At 68.5% G+C, this 19769-nt stretch carries 15 protein-coding genes; 5 read left to right on the top strand and 10 right to left on the bottom strand.

All coding sequences use genetic code 11. The features are described from left to right. The first annotated feature begins 16 nt into the window (after positions 1-16). Together ACRWK7_RS17795 and ppk2 are read left to right on the top strand one after the other, a co-directional pair. Complete coding sequence (locus tag ACRWK7_RS17795) at positions 17-637, top strand: TetR family transcriptional regulator (RefSeq protein ID WP_431857612.1); 621 nt, start codon at positions 17-19, stop codon at positions 635-637. A gap of 168 nt (positions 638-805) precedes the next feature. Then, a complete protein-coding gene (gene ppk2, locus ACRWK7_RS17790; RefSeq protein ID WP_431857611.1) occupies positions 806-1636 on the top strand; it encodes a polyphosphate kinase 2 in 831 nt (276 codons plus the stop codon). A gap of 31 nt (positions 1637-1667) precedes the next feature. Here ppk2 and ACRWK7_RS17785 read toward each other — a convergent pair whose 3' ends face one another. From ACRWK7_RS17785 to ACRWK7_RS17745, 9 genes are all read right to left on the bottom strand, one after another. Then, a complete protein-coding gene (locus ACRWK7_RS17785; protein WP_431857610.1) occupies positions 1668-2825 on the bottom strand; it encodes an AI-2E family transporter in 1158 nt (385 codons plus the stop codon). Positions 2826-2874: 49 nt separating this feature from the next. Continuing rightward, complete coding sequence (locus ACRWK7_RS17780; protein ID WP_431857609.1) at positions 2875-5637, bottom strand: MGH1-like glycoside hydrolase domain-containing protein; 2763 nt, start codon at positions 5635-5637, stop codon at positions 2875-2877. A gap of 82 nt (positions 5638-5719) precedes the next feature. Beyond that, entirely contained in the window at positions 5720-8851 is a 3132-nt protein-coding gene (locus ACRWK7_RS17775; protein ID WP_431857608.1) for an efflux RND transporter permease subunit, read from the bottom strand. Beyond that, positions 8848-9975, bottom strand: a complete 1128-nt coding sequence (locus ACRWK7_RS17770) for an efflux RND transporter periplasmic adaptor subunit (protein WP_431857607.1) — start codon at positions 9973-9975, stop codon at positions 8848-8850. Before ACRWK7_RS17770 ends, ACRWK7_RS17775 begins: the two co-directional genes overlap by 4 nt. Next, positions 9972-11054 (bottom strand): efflux RND transporter periplasmic adaptor subunit, encoded by a 1083-nt coding sequence (locus ACRWK7_RS17765; RefSeq protein ID WP_431857606.1) that lies wholly within the window; start codon positions 11052-11054, stop codon positions 9972-9974. Before ACRWK7_RS17765 ends, ACRWK7_RS17770 begins: the two co-directional genes overlap by 4 nt. A 28-nt stretch (positions 11055-11082) precedes the next feature. Further along, positions 11083-12264 carry an acetate/propionate family kinase gene (locus ACRWK7_RS17760; RefSeq protein WP_431857605.1) on the bottom strand — a complete coding sequence of 394 codons (1182 nt, stop codon included), beginning with the start codon at positions 12262-12264 and terminating at the stop codon, positions 11083-11085. A gap of 4 nt (positions 12265-12268) precedes the next feature. Then, the gene (locus ACRWK7_RS17755; RefSeq protein ID WP_431857604.1) at positions 12269-13252 is read right to left on the bottom strand and encodes a bifunctional enoyl-CoA hydratase/phosphate acetyltransferase; all 984 of its coding nucleotides are present in this window, start codon (positions 13250-13252) and stop codon (positions 12269-12271) included. A gap of 9 nt (positions 13253-13261) precedes the next feature. Then, positions 13262-13759: a hypothetical protein gene (locus ACRWK7_RS17750; protein ID WP_431857603.1), complete on the bottom strand. Its 498-nt coding sequence runs from the start codon at positions 13757-13759 to the stop codon at positions 13262-13264. A 57-nt stretch (positions 13760-13816) separates the two neighbouring features. Then, a complete protein-coding gene (locus tag ACRWK7_RS17745; protein ID WP_431857602.1) occupies positions 13817-16237 on the bottom strand; it encodes a DUF3141 domain-containing protein in 2421 nt (806 codons plus the stop codon). Between the two features lie 1278 nt (positions 16238-17515). On the opposite strand from ACRWK7_RS17745, the gene ACRWK7_RS17740 reads away from it, so the two are divergent. Further along, positions 17516-17926: a hypothetical protein gene (locus ACRWK7_RS17740; protein ID WP_431857601.1), complete on the top strand. Its 411-nt coding sequence runs from the start codon at positions 17516-17518 to the stop codon at positions 17924-17926. 7 nt (positions 17927-17933) lie between these two features. Here ACRWK7_RS17740 and ACRWK7_RS17735 read toward each other — a convergent pair whose 3' ends face one another. Next, a complete protein-coding gene (locus tag ACRWK7_RS17735) occupies positions 17934-18389 on the bottom strand; it encodes an EipA family protein (protein WP_431857600.1) in 456 nt (151 codons plus the stop codon). A 348-nt stretch (positions 18390-18737) separates the two neighbouring features. Between ACRWK7_RS17735 and ACRWK7_RS17730 the strand changes: the two genes are divergently transcribed. Continuing rightward, the gene (locus ACRWK7_RS17730) at positions 18738-19187 is read left to right on the top strand and encodes a hypothetical protein (RefSeq protein ID WP_431857599.1); all 450 of its coding nucleotides are present in this window, start codon (positions 18738-18740) and stop codon (positions 19185-19187) included. 350 nt (positions 19188-19537) lie between these two features. After that, the coding region (locus tag ACRWK7_RS17725) for a 1-deoxy-D-xylulose-5-phosphate synthase N-terminal domain-containing protein (protein WP_431857598.1) at positions 19538-19769 on the top strand (232 nt) is incomplete at its 3' end.

Here is a 19769-nt window from a genome sequence, read left to right as displayed (position 1 = left end):
GATCAGGGGTGTGGCGATGGCAAGGCGGACCAAGGAAGAGGCGGAGCAGACCCGCAACGCCATCCTGGATGCGGCGGAGCTGGTGTTCTTCGAGCGCGGCGTGGCCCGCACCACGCTCGAGGAGATCGCACGCGCGGCGGGCGTGACGCGCGGCGCCGTGTACTGGCACTTCCGCAACAAGGTGGACCTGTTCGACGCGATGCAGGCCCGCGCCCGGCTGCCGCAGGAGGACGTCATTGATTGTTTGCTCTCCCAGGAGGCCGATCAACCCCTGGACCGCCTGTGCGGCGCGCTGAACGACGTCTTCCAGGTGATGGCGAGCGACCTGCGGCGCCGCCGGGTCTTCACGATCCTGTTCCATCGCTGCGAATACGTGGAGGAGATGCGGGCGGTCGCCCAGCGCAAGCAGGACCGGATCGACCAGATGGTGGAGCGGTCGACCCGCTTCTTCGAACTGGCGGGGCAGAAGGGCATCCTGTCGCCGTCCTGGCCGCCGACCGCCGCCGCGCTGGCGATGCACGCGCTGATGATCGGGCTGCTCAGCCGGATGCTGGAGAACGAGGACCCCGCCGGTTCGGTCGCCGTGGCGCAGGACTGCATCAGCGCGTTCTTCGCCTCGCTGGCCGCGCGGGGCTGAGGCGCCGGCTTCGGCGGCACCGGGCGACGCCCGCGAATACCTCCATGTGCCTAGGTCGGCACGCCCTTTTATCGCGGGCGGGGGCGGCAGCCAGGAGTCAAGATATCGACCGGCCATCCCGATGACGGTGCCGGCCATGCCGGTGTTCCAGCAGCAAGGACGATGCGCATGTCCAAGAAGCGGAAGCACACCGAAGACGTGGACTCCACGCCGACGAAGCTCACGCGGCGGGACTACGAGGACGAGCTTGCGAAGCTTCACGTCGAACTGGTCAAGCTGCAGCAGTGGGTCGTCCACAAGGGCATGAAGATCTGCATCCTGTTCGAAGGGCGCGACACCGCCGGCAAGGGCGGGACCATCAAGGCGATCACCGAGCGCGTGAGCCCGCGCGTGTTTCGCGTCATCGCCCTGCCGAGTCCGACCGAGCGCGAGAAGTCGCAGATGTACGTCCAGCGCTACATCCCGCATCTCCCGGCCGCCGGCGAGGTCGTCATCTTCGACCGGAGCTGGTACAACCGCGCCGGCGTCGAGCGGGTGATGGGCTTCTGCACCGAGAAGCAGGCGCGACGATTCCTCGATGTCGTTCCCAGCGTCGAGAAGGCGATCATCGAGTCCGGCGTGATCCTGCTGAAATACTGGCTGGAGGTCAGCCCGGAGGAGCAGACGCGCCGGCTGGAGGCGCGGATCACCGACGGGCGGAAGGTCTGGAAACTGTCGCCGATGGACGTGACATCCTATGGCCGCTGGTACGACTACTCGCGCGCCCGCGACGAGATGTTCGCGGCGACCGACAGCTCATGGGCGCCCTGGTTCGTCGCGCGGTCGGACGACAAGAAGCGGGCGCGCCTGAACATCATCCGCCACATGCTGGACCACATTCCCTACGAGGAGTTGCCGAGGGAAAAGGTGAAGCTGCCCAAGCGGCAGGATCCGGACGGCTACCGGGAGCCCGATTATCCGTTCAAGTTCGTCCCGGAACGCGCGTGGCCCGCCGGGTAGAACGGCGGGCCACCAGCCCTCGCGCCACACGTCATGCGGGCTTCCGCCCTTCCTGCACCGTGGCGACGACCGCGGCGGCGCCGGCCTGCTCGGTCCCGCCGCTCCATTCCCCGACGAGGCGGTAGGCGACGGCGAGCAGCACCGGGCCGAGGAAGAGTCCGATCAGACCGAGCGCGATCAGGCCGCCGACAATCCCCAGGAAGATGACGATGAAGGGCAGATTGGCGCTCCGGCCGACCAGGATCGGCCGGAGGATGTTGTCGAGGCTGCCGACCACGATGCCGACCCACACGACGATGAACAGCGCCATGCCGGTGTCGCCCTTGTTGAACAGCCAGACCGCCGCCGGGATCCAGATGATCGCCGGCCCCATCGGCACCAGGGTGAGGAAGAAGGTGATGAACCCCAGGAGGAAGGCGCCCGGAACGCCGGCGACGCGGTAGCCGAGCGCGGCGGCGATCGCCTGCACCAGGGCGGTGCCGAGAACGCCGTGCACGACCCCGTTGATCGTATCGCCGGCGACGTCGAGGGACTGGCGCGCCCGGAGGCCGGCGATCCGCCCCATGACGTTCCGCAGCCGGCGCACGCCGGCCCGGCCGTCGCGGTAGAGGAAGAAGGCGATGAAGACGCTGATCGCGATCAGCGACGTCCCGGACAGAAGGCCGCTGGCGGCCGCGACGACCAGGTCGCGGATCCGTCCCATCTGCGGCTGAAGCATGGTGCGAAGGTCCGCCTCGCCGCGGGCCAGGGCCTCCCAGATCTCCTGCAGCCGGTCGCCGACCAGGGGAAGGCCGGCCAGCTCGGCGGGCAACGGGGGCAGCCCCTCCTCGATCACCCGATGGACGCCCTCGAACAGGCGCACGACGTTCTCCGACAGCCCGATGCCCAGCGCCGCGAGCGGCCCGATGAGCACCGCCATGACCAGCAGCGTCATGATGGCCGCCGAGAGCGTCGTCCGGCCGCCGAGCGCGCGCTCGAGGCGCTCGTGCAGGCTCCAGGTGCTGAAGGTGAGGATGACCGCCCACAGGATCGCCGCGATGAACGGCCGGAGCACCACGAAGCAGCCGATCAGCAGGATCAGCATCATCGACAGGACGAGCGCCTTGCGGACATAGCCCGTCTCGTCGCGGTCCGGCGCGTCCAGAGGCTCGGCGTACGCGAGCCGCTCGTCATGCATGAAGTCCGTCATGGCTGTTCTGCCCCTATCGCGAGTGCGTCCGGCCGGCCGGCAACGTTGCTCAGACTTCGTGGGCCGGCATGGCGGTCTTGGCGGCGTAGGCGCCCTTGCCTCCGGCAAGCGCCTCCTGCGGCGTGCTGGTGGCGAACAGGTGCATCATCCGGGCGACGAGGCCCGTCCAGCCGGTCTGGTGGCTGGCCCCGATGCCCGCCCCGTTGTCGCCGTGGAAGTACTCGTAGAACAGGATGTGGTCGCGCCACTCGGGGTCCTGCTGGAACGTCTCGGCGCCGCCGAAGACGGGACGTCGTCCGTCGGCGTCCTTCAGGAAGATGGCCGCGAGGCGCCGCGCGATCTCCTCGGCGACCTCGTACAGGGTCATGAACCGCCCCGAACCCGTCGGGCACTCGACCGTGAAATCGTCGCCGAAGTACATGTAGTACTGCATCAGCGCCCGGATGATCAGGGCGTTGACCGGCATCCAGACCGGTCCGCGCCAGTTCGAGTTCCCGCCGAACATGCCGCTGTCGGATTCCGCCGGCAGGTAGGAGACCCGGAACTCCTGGCCGCCGACCGTGAAGGAATAGGGGTGGTCGGCGTGGTGGCGGGAGATCGAGCGGATGCCGTAGGGGCTGAGGAACTCGCCCTCGTCGAGCATATGGGCCAGCACGCGGCGGAGCCTGTGCTCGTTCAGGATCGAGGCGAGCCGGCGGCCATCGTAGCCCCCTTGCCGCGGGTCGTGCATGGCGCCCACCATCTCCGGCCGGCTGGCGAGGAAGGCGCTGAAGCGTTGCGCGATGTCCGGGAAGTCGGCGAGCAGCGAACCGTCGAACACGCACACCCCGCACAGCGGCAGCAACCCCACCATGGAACGGACCTTGAGCCGCTCCGAGCGCCCGTCCGGCAGGCGCAGCACGTCGTAGAAGAAGCCGTCCTCCTCGTCCCACATGCCGGTGTCGTCGCCGAGGCGGGTCATCGCCGACGCGATCCACAGGAAGTGCTCGGCGAACTTGAGGCTCATGTCGACGTAGATCGGGTTGTGCGCCGTCAGTTCGACGGCGATCTCCATCATGTTCAGGCTGAACAGCGCCATCCACGCGGTGCCGTCCGCCTGCTCCAGGTGGCCGCCGGTCGGCAGGGGCGCGCTGCGGTCGAACACGCCGATGTTGTCCAGCCCCAGGAAGCCGCCCTCGAAGACGTTCCGGCCCTCGCGGTCCTTGCGGTTCAGCCACCATGTGAAGTTCAGCAGCAGCTTCTGGAAGAGCTGCTCCAGCCAGCGGACATCCTCCTTGCGACCGCGCGCCTTGATCAGGCGGTAGGTGAAGATGCTGGCCCAGGCGTGCACCGGCGGGTTCACGTCGCCGAAGTTCCACTCGTACGCGGGAAGCTGCCCGTTGGGGTGCAGGTAGCGCTCCCGCACCATCAGGTCGAGCTGCTGCGTGGCGAAGTCGGGATCGACCAGGGACAGCGCGAGGACGTGGAACGCGAGATCCCACGCGGCGTACCAGGGATATTCCCATTTGTCCGGCATCGAGATGATGTCGGCGTTGTGCATGTGGTGCCAGTGTTCGTTCCGGGGAGCCGACTTCCGCCCGGCCTTGAAGGGGCCGGCCCCGTGCTCCTCCAGCCACGCGCTCACCTCGTACCGGTAGAGCTGCTTGCTCCACAGCATGCCCGCGAGGGCCTGGCGGAACACGAGGGCCTGGTCGGCGCCGAAGCCGGGCGGGCTGATGGCGGCGTAGAACGCGTCGGCCTCGGCCCGGCGCGCCTCGAACACCTCGTCGAAGCCGGCGCCGAAGACGTCCGCTCCGCCCGCGCCGTCGGTGTCGAGCCGCAGGCGAACGACGCGGCTCTCGCCGGGACCGAGCGTCAGGCGGTAATGCGCCGCCGCCTTGGTGCCGGCCTTTTCCGGGTTCACGGCGTCCGCGCGCCCGTGGACGACGCAGGAGTCGATGCCGTCCTTGACGTAGGGGCTGCGGTTCGGGACGCCGAACAGGCGTTCCATGTTGGTTTCGTTTTCGGTGAACAGAAGCGCCGGCTCGCCGTCGCAGTGGAGCGTCGCCTCCGTGCCGTCCGGAGCGGTGGCCCGGACGGTCGGCCGCCGCGACGGGCCGGAGACGTCGTGAAGCGCCGGCCGGCGCGTCGGATCCCCGGCCTGCCCGCCCCAGGACCAGGTATTGCGCCACCACAGCGTCGGCAGGACGTGCAGGTCGGCGGCATCGGGGCCGTGGTTGCACGCGGTGATCCGGATGAGGATCGTTCCGGGGGACTCCTTGGCATACTCCACGAACACGTCGAAATAGCGGTTCTCGCGGAACACCCCGGTGTCCAGCAGCTCGTACTCCGGGTCGTGCCGGTTCCGCCGCTGGTTCGTCTCGACGAGGTCCTTGTAGGGAAACGCCGCCTGCGGATACTTGTACAGGTACTTCATGTACGAGTGGGTCGGCGTGCTGTCGAGGTAGTAGTAATATTCCTTCACGTCCTCGCCGTGATTGCCTTCGGAGTTGACCAGCCCGAACAGGCGTTCCTTGAGGATGGGGTCGCGGCCGTTCCACAGCGCGACCGCGAAGCAGAGGTTCTGCTGGTCGTCGGAGATGCCGGCCAGACCATCCTCGCCCCACCGGTAGGCGCGCGAGCGCGCCTGATCGTGCGGAAAGTAGGCCCAGCTGTCGCCGGACTGGCTGTAGTCCTCGCGCACCGTCCCCCACTGCCGCTCGCTGAGGTAGGGGCCCCATGCCTTCCAGGGGACGTTCTGCTCACGGGCCTGCCGAAGCCGAAGCTGTTCGGCCGTTTCCCCGGCCTGCCGGCGATCATCCGCTTCCCGCATGCGATCCTCCCTGGTTTGGTGTTGCCCGGTTTGGTGGTGCCCGGTTTGGTGGTGCCCGGTTTGGTGGTGACGTGTGGCGTGTTCAGGCCCCCCGGGCCGCTCCCTTCGGGGGTGGGGGCTCATGCTGGCGCGCGGCCTCGCCGTGGCCGGGCGCGGCGGCTTCCCGCTTCTCCGCTCCGGGTTCCGCGATGCGGAACCACGCGACGTAGAGCGCCGGCAGGAACAGCAGCGTCAGCATGGTCGCCACGATCAGGCCGCCGATGATCGCGTAGGCCATCGGCCCCCAGAAGACCTCCGGCGCGATGGGGATCATGCCCAGGCTGGCCGCCGCCGCGGTCAGCAGGATGGGGCGCACCCGGTGCATGGTGGCGTTGATCACCGCGTCCCACGGGTGCTCGCCCATGGCCAGATGCTCGTCGATCTGGGCGATCATGATGACCGAGTTGCGGACGATCATGCCGATCAGCGCGACCACGCCCAGGATGGCGACGAAGCCCAGCGGCGTGCCGGTCGGCAGCAGCGCCGCGACGACGCCGATCAGGCCGAGCGGGGCGACGCTGATCACCAGGAAGAGCTTCTGGAAGCTCTGGAGCTGGACCATCAGCACCGTGAGCATGACGAAGACCATGATCGGGAAGACCGCGGTGATCGACGCCATGCCCTTGGCGCTGTTCTCGACGGTGCCGCCGACCTCGATGGAGTAGCCGGGCGGCAGGCTGCGCCGCAGCTCGTCCACGGCGGGCGCCAGCTGCGTCACCACCGTCGCCGCCTGGAGCGGCGGGACGAGGTCCGCCTGCACGGTGATCGTCGGCAGCCGCGCGCGCCGCCAGATCAGCGGCTGCTCCAGGTCGTAGCGCAGCGTCGCGACCTCTCCCAGCGGCACGGTGTGTCCGTCCGGGATGGCGATCTGGAGGTTGCGCAGCGTCTCGATGGAGCTGCGCTCCGCGTTGCTGGCCTGGGCGACGACGTCGATCAGGTAGATGTTGTCGCGCACCTGGGTGAAGGCGGCGCCCGACACCGTGGCGTTCAGGGCCTGCGTCAGGGACTTGGAGCTGATTCCCAGCAGGCGCGCCTTGTCTTGGTCCACATCGACCCGCACGACCTTCGCCGGCTCGTTCCAGTCGTAGTTGATGAGCTGGGTGTGGGGGTTCGTGCCGATGGTGTCGGCCATCCGCGCGGCCAGCGACCGCACCCCGCCGACGTCCGGCCCGGACACGCGGTACTGGATCGGCCAGCCGACCGGCGGCCCCAGCTCCAGCGGACTCACCCGGGTGTTCAGGTCGGAGAAGTCCTCGTTCAGGACCTTCTCCAGCCGGGCGCGGACGGCGTCGCGGATCTTGTAGCTCTTGGTCACGACCACGGCCTGCGCGAAGTAGTCGTTGGCGAGCTGGACGTCCAGGGGCAGGTAGAAGCGCACCGCGCCCTGGCCGATGTAGAAGCTCCAGTGCTCGACGTCCGGGTCGGCCGCCAGCACCTTCTCCAGCCGGTTCACCGTGTCGCGGGTCGACAGGATGGACGCGGACTGGGGAAGCGTCAGGTTGACCAGCAGTTCCGGGCGGTCGGAGGCCGGGAAGAACTGCTGCTGCACGAAGCGCATGCCGTAGACCGACAGCGCGAACAGCGCGACCGTCACCAGGATCACCAGATACCGCATCCGCATGGCGAAGCGCAGGCTGCCCCGGAACGCGCGCATCAGCCGGCCGGGCTCGTGCGCGTGCTGCTTGCCCATGTCGGCCTTCAGGACGTTCACCCCGATCAGCGGGGCGAACAGGACCGCCACGATCCAGGAGAACAGCAGCGCCATCGCGATCACCGCGAACAGCGTGAAGCAGTATTCCGCCGCCCCGCCCTGGGCGAAGCCGATCGGGATGAAGCCGGCCACGGTGATCAGGGTGCCGGTCAGCATCGGGAAGGCCGTGGAGGTGTAGGCGAAGGTCGCCGCCTTATCCAGCGTGAAGCCTTCCTCCAGCTTGGTGATCATCATCTCCACGGTGATCATCGCGTCGTCCACCAGCAGGCCCAGCGCGATGATCAGCGCGCCCAGCGAGATCCGCTGCAGCGCGATGCCGTAGAACTCCATGCCCATGAAGGTCATCGCCAGCACCAGCGGGATGGACGTCGCCACCACCAGCCCGGCGCGCAGGCCCAGGCTGACGAAGCTGACCGCCAGCACGATGACGACCGCCTCCTTCAGCGCCTTGGTGAAGCCGGCGACCGATTCCTCGACGACCACCGACTGGTTGGCGACGAGATGCACGCCGATGCCCACCGGAAGGTTGGCCTCGACCTGGCGCATCCGCTCGTGGATCCCCTCGCCGAAGGCCAGCACGTTGCCGCCCGGCGCCATGGAGATCGTCAGGCCGATGGCGGGTTCGCCGTTGTAGCGGAAGATCGGCGTCGGCGGGTCGACGTAGCCGCGCCGCACCTGCGCCAGATCGGCCAGCCGATAGAACTTGCCGTTGGCCCGCAGGCTGATCGCGCGCAGGCTGTCCTCGGACGTGAAGGCGCCGCTCACCCGCACGGTGATCTTCTCGTCCCCGGCCTGGACCACGCCGGCCGGCGCCACCGCGTTCTGGGCCTGGAGTTCGGCGATCACCTGCTCGCGGTCGATGCCCATCGCGGCGAGCTGCCGCGTCGAGAAATCGAGGTAGATCTTCTCGTTCTGCAGGCCGACGAACTGCACCTTGCCGACGTCGCGCACGCGCATCAGCTCGGCCCGCGCGAACTCCGCGTAGTCCTTGAGCTCGCGGTAGCTGAAGCCGTCGGCCGTGAAGGCGTAGACGGTGCCGAAGGTGTCGCCGAACTCGTCGTTGAAGGCCGGCCCCAGCACGCCCTGCGGCAGCGCGCCCTTCATGTCGGCGATCTTCTTGCGGACCTGATACCAGAGGTCCGGCACCTGATCGGCGGGCGTGTAGTCCTTCAGGTTGACGTAGACGACCGACACGCCGGGCTTGGTGTAGCTCTTGACATAGTCGAGGTACGGGACCTCCTCGAGCTTCTTCTCGATCGGGTCGGTCACCAGGTTCATCGTGTCGTCGATGGTGGCGCCGGGCCAGTTGGCCTGCACCACCATGGTCTTGATGGTGAAGGCGGGATCTTCCTCCCGGCCCAGCCGCATGTACGCCATGCCGCCGGCCAGCGTCAGCGAGAGGATCAGGTACCAGACGAAGGAGCGGTGCTTCAGCGCCCACTCGGAGAGATTGAAGCCCGTCATCGTGCCACCGCCGCTTGGGTTTCCTGGTTGAGCCGGACCCGCTGGCCCTCGGAAAGGCTGTGCACCCCCGCGGTGACCACGACGTCGCCGCGGGACAGCCCGCTGGTGACGGTGACCGGACGCTCGGCCTCGCGGGTCTGGACGGCGATCTCGTGGCGATGGACGGCCTGGGCCTTGGGATCGGCGAGCCAGACGAACACCCGCCCGGCGTCCTCGAACACCGCCGACGCCGGCAGCTCGACCACGGGGGCCGGCGGCTGCTTGAGGCGCCCGGTCACGGTCGCCCCCAGCCGCAGGGCGTCGGGCGGGTTCTCCAACGCGATCCGGACGGTGTGCGTGCGGGTGACCGGGTCGGCCTGCGGCGAGACCTCGCGGACCCGCCCGAGCGCCGTGAGGTCCGGCGCGCCGGCCAGCGCCACCTCGATCAGCGGCTCCTTCGGCGCGCCGCGGATGCCGGCCTCGGGGATGTTGAACACCGCCTCGCGCTCCTCCGGCTGGGCGACCCGCACCACCATCCCGCCCGCCTCGACCACCTGGCCGGGCTCCGCGCCGACCGCGGTCACCACGCCGTTCCGGTCGGCCTGGAGCTCGGTGTAGCCGACGCGGTCGCGGGCCGACTGGAGCGCCGCGTCCGCCGCCACGACCTTGGCCTCCGCCGTCCGCATCGACAGCAGCGCCGCGTCGTAGATCATCTGCGACGTGTTCCCGTTCGCCAGCAGCTGGCGCTTGCGAAGTTCCTCGTTGCGCGCCTGCAGCTGTTCGGCCTGCGCGGCGGCCAGGTTCGCCTCCGCCGTCCGCAGCGCGTTGCGCTGGTCCTGGTCGTCCAGCCGGGCGAGGACGGCGCCCGCGCTGACCCGGTCCCCGACATCGACGAGCCGCTGGACGAGCTTGCCGGCGATGCGGAAGCCCAGGTCGGCGTCGGCCCGCGCCTCGATGGTTCCGGTGACGGTGCCGGCAATGCGGAAGGCGACCGGATTGACGGTCACCGTGCGGACGGGCCGAACCATCGGGGCGGCCCCCTCCTCGTGCCGGTTCGCCTCCTGACACCCGCCGAGCGCCGCCGCCAGCAGGAGGAGGGCAACCGAAGGCGGACCGGCCATCCGTCGCTGCGCCGCGTGCGTCATGCGCCGCTCCCTTGCTTGATGGCCACCTTCTGCCCCACCCGCAGCTTCTGGACGCCGCCGACCACGACGACGTCGCCGACCGCCAGGCCGTCGGCGACGGTGAAGGTGCCGGTGTCGTATTGCAGGACGGAGATCGGCCGCAGGCTCACCGTGTCGGCCGGCCGCGCCACGACCCACACCGCGGGCCGGCCCTCCGCCGTCTGGAACAGCGCCGTCGAGGGCAGATTGACGACCGACTGCGTCGGCAGCTTGGCCCGCCCGGTCACCGCGGCTCCCAGCAGGAAGGCCGGGGGCGCGCCGCGCAGCGCCACCTTGACCGTGTAGGTGCGGGTCACCGGATCGACGCCCGGCGACACCTCGCGGATGGTTCCCTCCGCGGTGATGGTCGGGTCGCTGACCAGCCGGACCTCGACCGGCGGCACGCTGGTCCGGTCCTCGAGCCGGAGGCTCGCCCCCGGCACCTGGAAGACCGCCTCCCGCTCGGCGGGATCGGCCAGCCGCAGCACCATCTGGCCGGCGGCGACCACCTGCCCGGCTTCCGCCGCCTTGGCGGTGATGACGCCGTCGCGGTCGGCCCGCAGCTCCGTGTAGGACAGGGTGTCCTTGGCCGAGCGCAGCTTCGCCTCCGCCGAACTCAGCTCGGCCTGGGCCTGGCTGTAGCGGCGCTGCGCGTTGTCGTACTGGACCCGGGTGGTGAACCCGTCGGCGAGCAGCCCACGCTGGCGCTCCTCCTGGGTTCGGCTCTGCTCGACGAAGGCCTTCGCCGCGGACACGTCGGACTCCGCCGATTTCACGGAGTTTTCCTGGTCCTGGCTGTCGAGCTGCGCGAGCAGCTGTCCGCTCGTCACCGCCTGCCCGACGTCGGCGAGCCGCCTGACCACCTTGCCGCCGACGCGGAAGCTCAGGTTGCTCTCGCTGCGCGCCTGGATTTCGCCCGTCAGGGCCGCCGTGCGGTTGAACTGCGTCACCTGCACCGGCAGGGCGCGGACCAGCGTCGCCTCGGCCGGCGGCGGCGCCGACTGCCGGCACCCCAGGAGCATGAGGCTGATGACGATCGCCGCTCTTCCCGTCCATGCCATGCTGCCGCGCTCCCTCTCGATGGCCGGCTCAGGCGGGATGCCGCCCGGCGAGGATGTCCCGGGTGTGGAGCGCGATCATCCGCTCCTCGTCCGTCGGGATGACGTAGGCCTTGACCCGGCTGTCGGGCCGCGTGATGCGCAACTCGCCCGCCTCGTTGGCCCGCTCGTCGATGGCGACGCCGAGCCAGCGCGCCCGCTGGGCGATCGCCTTGCGGATCACCGGCGCGCGTTCGCCGATGCCGGCGGTGAAGACGAGCGCGTCGATGCCGCCCATGGCGGCCGCCAGCGCCCCGACGGCGAGGCTGGCCCGGTGGACGAAGTACCCCAGCGCCAGCGCGGCCCGCGGGTCCGGGCTGGCGAGCAGGTCGCGGACGTCGTTGCTGATCCCGGACAGGGCCTTCAGGCCGCAGTCGTGGTAGAGCATCCGCTCGACCGCGCGGACGTCCATGCCCTTGTCGATCAGGTACAGGACGACGCCGGGATCCAGCTGCCCCGGCCGCGTTCCCATCGGCAGCCCGTCCAGCGCGGTGAAGCCCATGGAGCTTTCGACGCTGCGCCCGTCGTGAATGGCGCACATGCTGGCCCCGCTGCCGAGATGGGCGACCACGACGCGCCCGCCGGCGACCTCGGGCGCGAGCTGGGGCAGGCGCCGCGCGATGTACTCGTAGCTCAGCCCGTGGAAGCCGTAGCGGCGCACGCCCTCGCGGTACAGTTCCTCCGGGATGGCGTAGCGGTCGGCCAGCTCGGAGTGGTGCCGGTGGAAGGCGGTGTCGAAGCACGCCACCTGGAGCACGTCGGGCATGAGCGCGCGGATCGCCCGGATCGGCGCCAGATTGTTCGGCTGGTGCAGGGGCGCCAGCGGGACGTAGGTCTCCAGCGTGGCGATCACCGCGTCGTCGACCGCCACGTGGGCGGGATAGGCGGCCCCGCCATGCACGACGCGATGGCCGACCGCCACCGGCATCGCGCCGCCGAGTTGCCTGCGCAGCCAGCCTCCCAGGAAGGCGAGCGCTTCGGGCACGCCGTCGCCGGGCCGGTCGGGAAGCGGTTCGACATGCGCCGCGTCGTCGTCCCCCTTCAGGACCAGCCGCGGCTGCGTGCCGATGCCCTCGATCTGCCCGCGCAGGCGCACGCCCAGGCCGTCGACGTCGAACAGCTGGAACTTGATGCTGGACGAGCCGGCGTTGAGCACGAGAATCGTGTCGGCCATGGCGTCACCCCTTCACCGGCTGTCCAAGGGCCTGCCGGTGCGCGTACAGCGCCGCCACCGCGCAGGACGCCATACGCGTCATCACGCTGTCGGCCCGGCTGGTCAGCACGATCGGCACCCGCGCGCCGAGCACGATGCCCGCGGCGTCGGCGTTCGCCAGGAAGGTCAGATTCTTGGCGAGCATGTTGCCCGCCTCGAGATCCGGCACGACCAGGATGTCGGCCTGCCCCGCGACCGGCGACGCGATTCCCTTGATGCGCACGGCTTCCGGGCTGATCGCGTTGTCGAGCGCCAGCGGCCCGTCGAGCAGGCCGCCGGTGATCTGCCCGCGGTCGGCCATCTTGCACAGCGCGCCGGCCTCGACCGTGGAGGGGATTTTCGGGTTGATGGTCTCCACCGCCGACAGGATCGCCACCTTCGGCTGCTCGATGCCCAGCGCCCGCGCCAGGTCGATGGCGTTCTGGATGATGTCGCGCTTCTCTTCCAGCGTCGGCGCGATGTTCACCGCGGCGTCGGTGATGAACAGCGGCTTCGGGTAGGTCGGCACGTCCATGATGAAGACGTGGCTGATCCGCCGCTCCGTCCGCAGCCCCGCCTCGCGCCGCGCCACGGCGTGCAGCAGCTCGTCGCTGTGCAGGCTGCCCTTCATCAGGAGCCGGGCCCGCCCCAGCCGCACCAGTTCCACCGCCGCCGCCGCCGCGGCGTGGCTGTGCGGCGCCTCGACGATCTCGCAGCCCGCGAGGTCCAGCCCGGCCTCCTCGGCCGCCGCCCGGATGCGCGCGGCCGGGCCGACGAGGATCGGCGTGATGAAGCCCTGCTTGGCCGCGTCGATCGCGCCGCCGAGCGAGGTGGCGTCGCAGGGATGGACGACCGCCGTCGGCACCGGCGGAATCTCCCGGCACGCCGCGACGAGCCGTTCGTACTTCTCGTGCCGGCGGGCCGGCGAACCGGCCGGAGGGGCATCGGGCCGTGTCTGGGTGTCGGTCATGGCGTCCCCTCACCAGCGCAGGAAGAGGCCGACGTCGCCGGGCATGCCGCCGGGGTAGTCCAGGATCTGCGCCCGGAGCTTGTATCCTTTCTGCCTCAGGGCGTGCTCGTAGACCTCGTAGGCCTCGCGGGCAAAGCCGGTCAGGGAATTCGGCCAGTCCGACTCGAAGTTGTTGATCGCCCGCCCGCCGTCGGTGCACCAGCTGCTCGGGAAGCGGACGACCTGGATTTCCCTCACGCCGCGTTCGGCGGCTTCCCGCACCGCCCGCGTGAACCGCTCCTTGGCGTCCGGGCGGACGTGCTGGTTCATGAAGGCATCGCGGACGGAATCCTGGTCCTTCTGGCGCTTCTTGTCCAACTCCAGGGCCTCGCGAAGCATCGCCATCTCGCGTTCTTCGGCGATCCTGCGCAGTTCGTCCGGCGTGATCAGGTCGTCGAGGCCGGGGGGCGACTTCGCGGCGTCCATCCTGGCGTCCGCCGGCGACGGTGATTCATGCGCGTTGCTCATGGTGCGGTTCTCCTTGTGGTCGGGCGCCCGGACCGTGCGGCGCCGGCCCCGTCCTTCTTATGGTTTGACCTTCCGGTTCGCCGGGGCCCTGCCCCGCCCGGTGCCGGTGCCGATCGCAGCCGCCGCCGCAGCGGCGGCCGTCGTCGATGATTGTTCGCCCAGGGTGAGGACCCGCAGGCGCGCCTCGATCTCGGCGCCGTCCTCGAGGGCCAGCAGGGTCTCCACCTGGTGCAGGCGGGCGCGCTGATCGGCGGTGAGGGGGCCGGAGGCGGCCAGGATCCGCTCGGCCACGGCCGGAAGCTCCTTGCGCTGCTGCCCCTTGCCCACCAGCTTCGGCAGCGCCGCCAGGGCTGCCGGCTCGTCCAGCTGCATCAGGAAGACCTGCTCCCGGAAGACCTCGCGCACGCGGTCCAGGGAGGGACGTTCGGCGACGTCACGCTCGTCGCGGACCTTGCGCAGCATCTGGAAGACCCGTTCGTCCAGCGCCCCCTCGCGCCGCCGCGCGTAGATGAGGACGCGGAACAGCGCCTCCAGCAGCCCGCCTTCGGCGATGCGGCCCTTGATCTCCTCCATCCTCTTCTCGAAGAGGGCCTCGAACGCCTCGTCGCGGACATGCGGCGCCCGCGGCGGCTCGCCCGGTGCGGCCAGCCCGACCAGCGCCTGCAGCAGCGGGGAATCGTAGACCGACAGGAACAGGCGCTCGACGGCGGCGTCGCGCCGGTCCCGCCAGTGGTCGAGCGACTGCGCGATGCCCTGGGAGACCATTGCCTGCGCCTTCAGGTACGGGTTCTCGGCATCCACCGGGCGGCGGTTGTCGCGGGCCCAGCGCGCGAGCGCCTCGACCGGCGCCATGAAGGGGTTGAGGTGCGAGAACAGGTAGTGCTGCGCCCGCGCCGGGTTCGTCAGGCGCAGCCATTCGGCCAGGGGCTCGGTGACGGCATCCCGGATCGCGGGGCGCGCGAAGGTCTCGTACAGGCCCTTGTTGATCTCGGAGACACGGGCGACCGTGGCGAAGCGCCGATCGTCCTCCGGCGTGTTCCCGCCGAGATCCCGGATGTCGTCGAGCGTGCGCGGCTCGAAGCGGGTCATGTAGCCGCCGGCGATCAGGTCGGCGCCGGGGGCGTCGGGATCCTTGGGCTGGATGATCATCTCGTAGAGGCCGGGGGGCAGCAGGTCGATGAGGTCGATGTTCTCGACAAACTCCGCCGTCTCCCGCTTCGCCACACGGCTCGACACGAAGATCCCGAGGTGCCCGATGTCGTGGTGGAGGTTGTAGACGATGGTCTGCTCGCGCGACCGGATCTCCTCCACCGTGTCGTAGAGGTCGAGGATCCAGCCGAGCGCCTGCTGCGGCGGCGTGATGTTGTCGCCGAAGGACGCGAAGATCAGGATCGGCGACTTGATGTTCCGCAGGTCGAGCCGCCGCCCGTTCTTGATGATTCCGCCGCTGGCGAGCTTGTTGCCGACGAACAGGTCGTCGGTGATCGTCTCGATCTCCTCGCCGTTGAGCAGGAAGAAGCCGCCCCACCACTTCTCGAACTCGAGGTAGCGCGCCGCTTCCGTATCGATCGAGGCGTACAGGTTGTACGTCTTCTTCCAGTAGGTGTTGGCCGGGTCGAGCTTCTCGAAGTTGCCGACGAGGTGCGCGCCGTCGAAGCGGCCGTTGCCGAGGTCGCCGGCCAGCGCGGCGAGCCACGCGCCGCCGTACAGCCCCCCCAGGTATCGCATCGGGTTCTGCCCCTTCACGCCGGCCCAATAGGACAACGGAGAGCCGGCGATGATGATCGGCCCCATCAGGTCGGGCCGGACCGCGCTCAGCGCCATCACCGCCCATCCCGCCTGGCAGTTGCCGATGACGCACGGCTTGCCGTCGGCGTGCGGATGGAGGTTGCCGACGTGCTCGATGAACGCGGCCTCCGCCATCCCGACGTCGGCCAGGGTCTGCCCCGGCACGGGATCGGGGAAGAAGCCGATGAAGTAGCAGGGATGCCCGGCCTTGAGCGCGGCGCCGATCTGGCTGTCCGGCTTGAAGCCGCCGATGCCGGGGCCGTGGCCGGCGCGCGGATCGACGATGACGAAGGGGCGCTTAACCGGGTCCGTCGGCGCGTCCGGACCGGGCAGGATGTGCAGCAGCACGTAGTTGCACGGCCGCGTCAGCGTCCGCCCGTCCATCACGACCTCGTGCGGGAAGGTGAGGACCGGCGGCTTTCCCTGCTTGGCGTGCTCGATGAACTGGTCGCCGCGGCGGCGCAGGACGTCCAGGAGCAGGAACCAGCGCTGCATGGCGTCGACGCCGTAGTCCACCGCCTGCTGGACGGGATTGGGAAACACCGGCATCAGCGGTCCGCCCGCGGCGCCCCTGGCCGGGTGCGGGGCGCCGGAGCCCTCCGGCCGGATGGCGAACGGGGCGAACAGGGAGGCTGCCGCGTTCCAGGCCGAGAGCCACTCCGCGAAGGGCTGCTGCCTGCGATCGTCCATCGTGTATCCTCTCAATGATGCGTTTGGAGCCCGCCCAGGACATGAGGCAGGAAGCCTGCGCCGTTCGGAGTTTGGCGTTGAAGGGCGCAACGGTTCATTTTGTTACGGTATCGGAGCGCGTACACTCCGGAATACTTTCAAAGAAAACCCTGAACATTGACGCATTTGCGTACCGTATCCGTCAGTGCATCAGGACGCATTCTCTGGATTGTCCCGGATTTTCTCAGCCCCCTCTGCAAGCGGGCTGGGTTGATCGGCTGAGAAATACGCATCGCCCTGACGCACCGTTTTGCGGTGATCGGCCCTGTACGTGCCTTTGATTGGCGGGTTTGGCTCCGATGCCGCCGCCGAAAGCGGGAGGATGGCGCAACGGAGCGGTTCCCGAACCGGGGAGGGCAAGGATCGCGCGCCGGCACAAGGCAGGAAAGCCGCGCCGGATGCCCGCCACCGCGGCGCCCGACGCGGCGCGGTGTTACCGTAGCATCGTCACACTCGGCCGCCGGCTACTTTAAACCCACCGTGGCGCTGCAGGCATCGACGGCAGGGCTGCGCCGGGTTGTCGGCAGCCCCGGCGAGCTGCCGACGTCTTTGTCCGTCGCGCTATTGGCCATGCCGATCCAGTTGCGAGTCGGCGACACTTCTCGAATACCGCGGAAGCCCTCCTTCGGACCCGGACGCGGTCAGACTGCCGTCGCTGCCCCCCGAGTACGGCGCATAGCCCCCTTGGCTGCTTCCGGAATAGCCCCCCATGCTCAAGGCGTCGCCGCTGCCACCAGTGCACGCGGCGAGCGAAAGGCACATCACAGAGAGAATCACGGTCTTTCCGTTCATTTTGGCCTCCACGGTTCTGAGCCCGGAACTGGGCGTTCAACGTCCTTCGGTTTGCGTGGGGTTTGCTTGACTGCCGCCAACCACCAAATCCCGGCCAGGCGCAGCAGAGAGATAAACAAATGCAATGTTTAGTACACCGGCAAGTGTCAGGCGGTATCCCCGAGGAAATCTACCGTAACGTCTTAGTGATATCGCCCCTCATCCCACCGTGTGAATTATGGATACCGGAACGATAAATCATTTGTTCAGTTTATGGACCATAACGACTGGCGCCCACGACGACGCGTTCAAAGACGCCTCAACCGTGCGCCCTCGAATCCTCCAAAGGCATATGGCATCCGAATAGTTGCCCGGAGACCCAATCATTCTTCATTGGAAACATCAGCCTTTGGAAAACAATAAAACGATGCCCCGACCGGGCATATTGCTCGGCGGCCGGCTTCTGCGATGGCCATGAAGACAGCTGTGTACCGAGGAAGAAGCGTCACCGTCCTGGCCGTCCGATCGCATCACGGCGGCGAGGTGATCGCCCTCGTCTGCGAAGACGAGGAAGAATGCAGGATCTACAAGCGCCTCTTCCAAGAAGAACCACCGCACCGGCTCGACGACCGCACGCCTCTGGGCCGCCGGCTCAAAAAGCACCACCCAAGCGTCGTCCTCGAAGTCCTCGCTCCCCCGACCCACGGCGATGGCTGGCCGTGGATCGTGGCCTTCTACAGCCCGAACCCGGTGCCTGACGGACAACGTGGCCACTGGGCCTTCGAAAGCGCCGGAGATCGGGACGAGGCCCGGACGATCGCGCTCGACATCCAGCGGGACATCGAGCGCCACGCCAAACGGCTGAAGCTGGGCGACTGATCGCGGCTCATTTCATGGCGATGTTCACGCCGCCGACGCCGAGCGTCAACCGCGCGCCCCGGGAATTCGACAGCACTTTCAGGACGACGCCCCTGTCGTTCTGCAGGTAGCCGATGCCGCCGCCGCCGACCAGAGCACCGCCCGTCTGCGCGACGCTGTACGTGCCCGGGAACTCCTCCACCGCGCTGAGCTTGTAGACTTCCGCGGTGACCTTGTTCTGGGTGGCGCCGATGTCGGCCAGGGTGAAGCCGGACGCCGTGAACGGATACTCCTTCCCCTTGTAGTACAGGGTGCCGCTTCCCCAGGAATACCCGATGCCGAGGGCGGCGGATCCACCGGTGAATTCGATGGTTCCGTCCGGCGGCATCTTGGCCTCCTGGGCGACCGAGCCCCCGACCACGCAGACGACGACGAGACACGCCACAGCCGCGCTGGCGGCCCACCTATCCGGCACCATGTTCATTTCACCCTCCAGAACATCAGGATCATCATCAAGCATCGTTCAAGGCAAGGGACCGGTCTGCCTCCCGATCCCAAGCATAGGCTCGATTAAATCATCCCTGTCGGCGAGTGGAATGCCGTTACCGTATCGCCTTGAACGGATGGATGCGCCGGGACTTCTCTGCGAGGGGGGCAGATTTCAGCACCGACACCGTATCCGTCCCCTCTTCCGGCACCGCCGCGCGTCCATCCGATACCCCGAGCTACTTATCGCGGCGTGAACGGGGTTGCACGCTGCTACGCGATCCGGCGTCCGGGGGCGGCAAGGCCCACGATTGCCCCGGCAGGACACACGGTGCGGAGGCTGGACATGCACAGGCCCACACGATGGGGCGCGGTCGTCATCGCGCTGAGCGCGTGCACCAGCCCGGCGATGGAGCAGGCGCTTTACGCCAAGCAGGCGATGGTCGGCATGTCGAAGGCCGATCTTCTTTCCTGCGCCGGGGTGCCGGATCGGCGGATAAGCGTCGGAAACCAGGATTTCTTCACCTACGTCAGCCGCCAGATCATCTCCTATCCATCCTGGGGTGGGTATTGGGGGTGGCCGATGTACGCGGCCGACATCGCCGTCTTCGACTGCGAAGCAACCTTCACGTTTCGCGACGGCGTGGTCGACCGGATCGTCTATGGCGGCAGAAGCGGCGGGGCGAACCAACTCAGTCAATGCTATGCAATCGTGCAGAACTGCCTTGGGACAGGGCCGCAACGACCGCGCTCCGCCACCGGCGCGGAGCACCACGTCAGCATTAATCCCAGATAGAGGAAAGCCGGCCTGGATTGCTCCGAAAGATTCAGGGCGCCCGATGATCTTCCAACACGGGAATAATGCTGTTACCGTATCACAATTGATTGCCCCACATTTGACCGCCGAACGCACCCACTCAGGCTTGTCAGCCATTTACACATTTGTGCATCATTGTATTTGGATGATAGAGAACGGCAAGTCGCCGCAACCAATCCCCATCACAGCGCAAAGCACGAAAACAACGGGCGGATCATCGATTACCACCGAGAACCGCGTCTCGCAGCGCGGACGGTGGCGGTATTACGACACCGGGACTCCGTGCAGCGCACCGATCACGCTGCCGATGCCGCGAAGGAGCTGGAACCATGACCGCGACCAGCAAGACACCGCTCCTCGATCAGGTCCGCAGTCCCGCCGATCTGCGCGCGCTGAGGCCCGACCTGCTCCGCCAGTTCGCCGACGAGCTGCGCACCGAGACCATCGACGCCGTCTCCGTCACTGGCGGCCACCTCGGCGCCGGCCTCGGCGTGGTCGAGCTGACGGTGGCCCTGCACTACGTCTTCAACACCCCCGACGACCGCCTGATCTGGGACGTCG

Source organism: Azospirillum sp., assembly GCF_050789165.1.
Note: the sequence above shows the minus strand (reverse complement) of the source record. Positions and strands in the feature narration are given on the sequence as shown.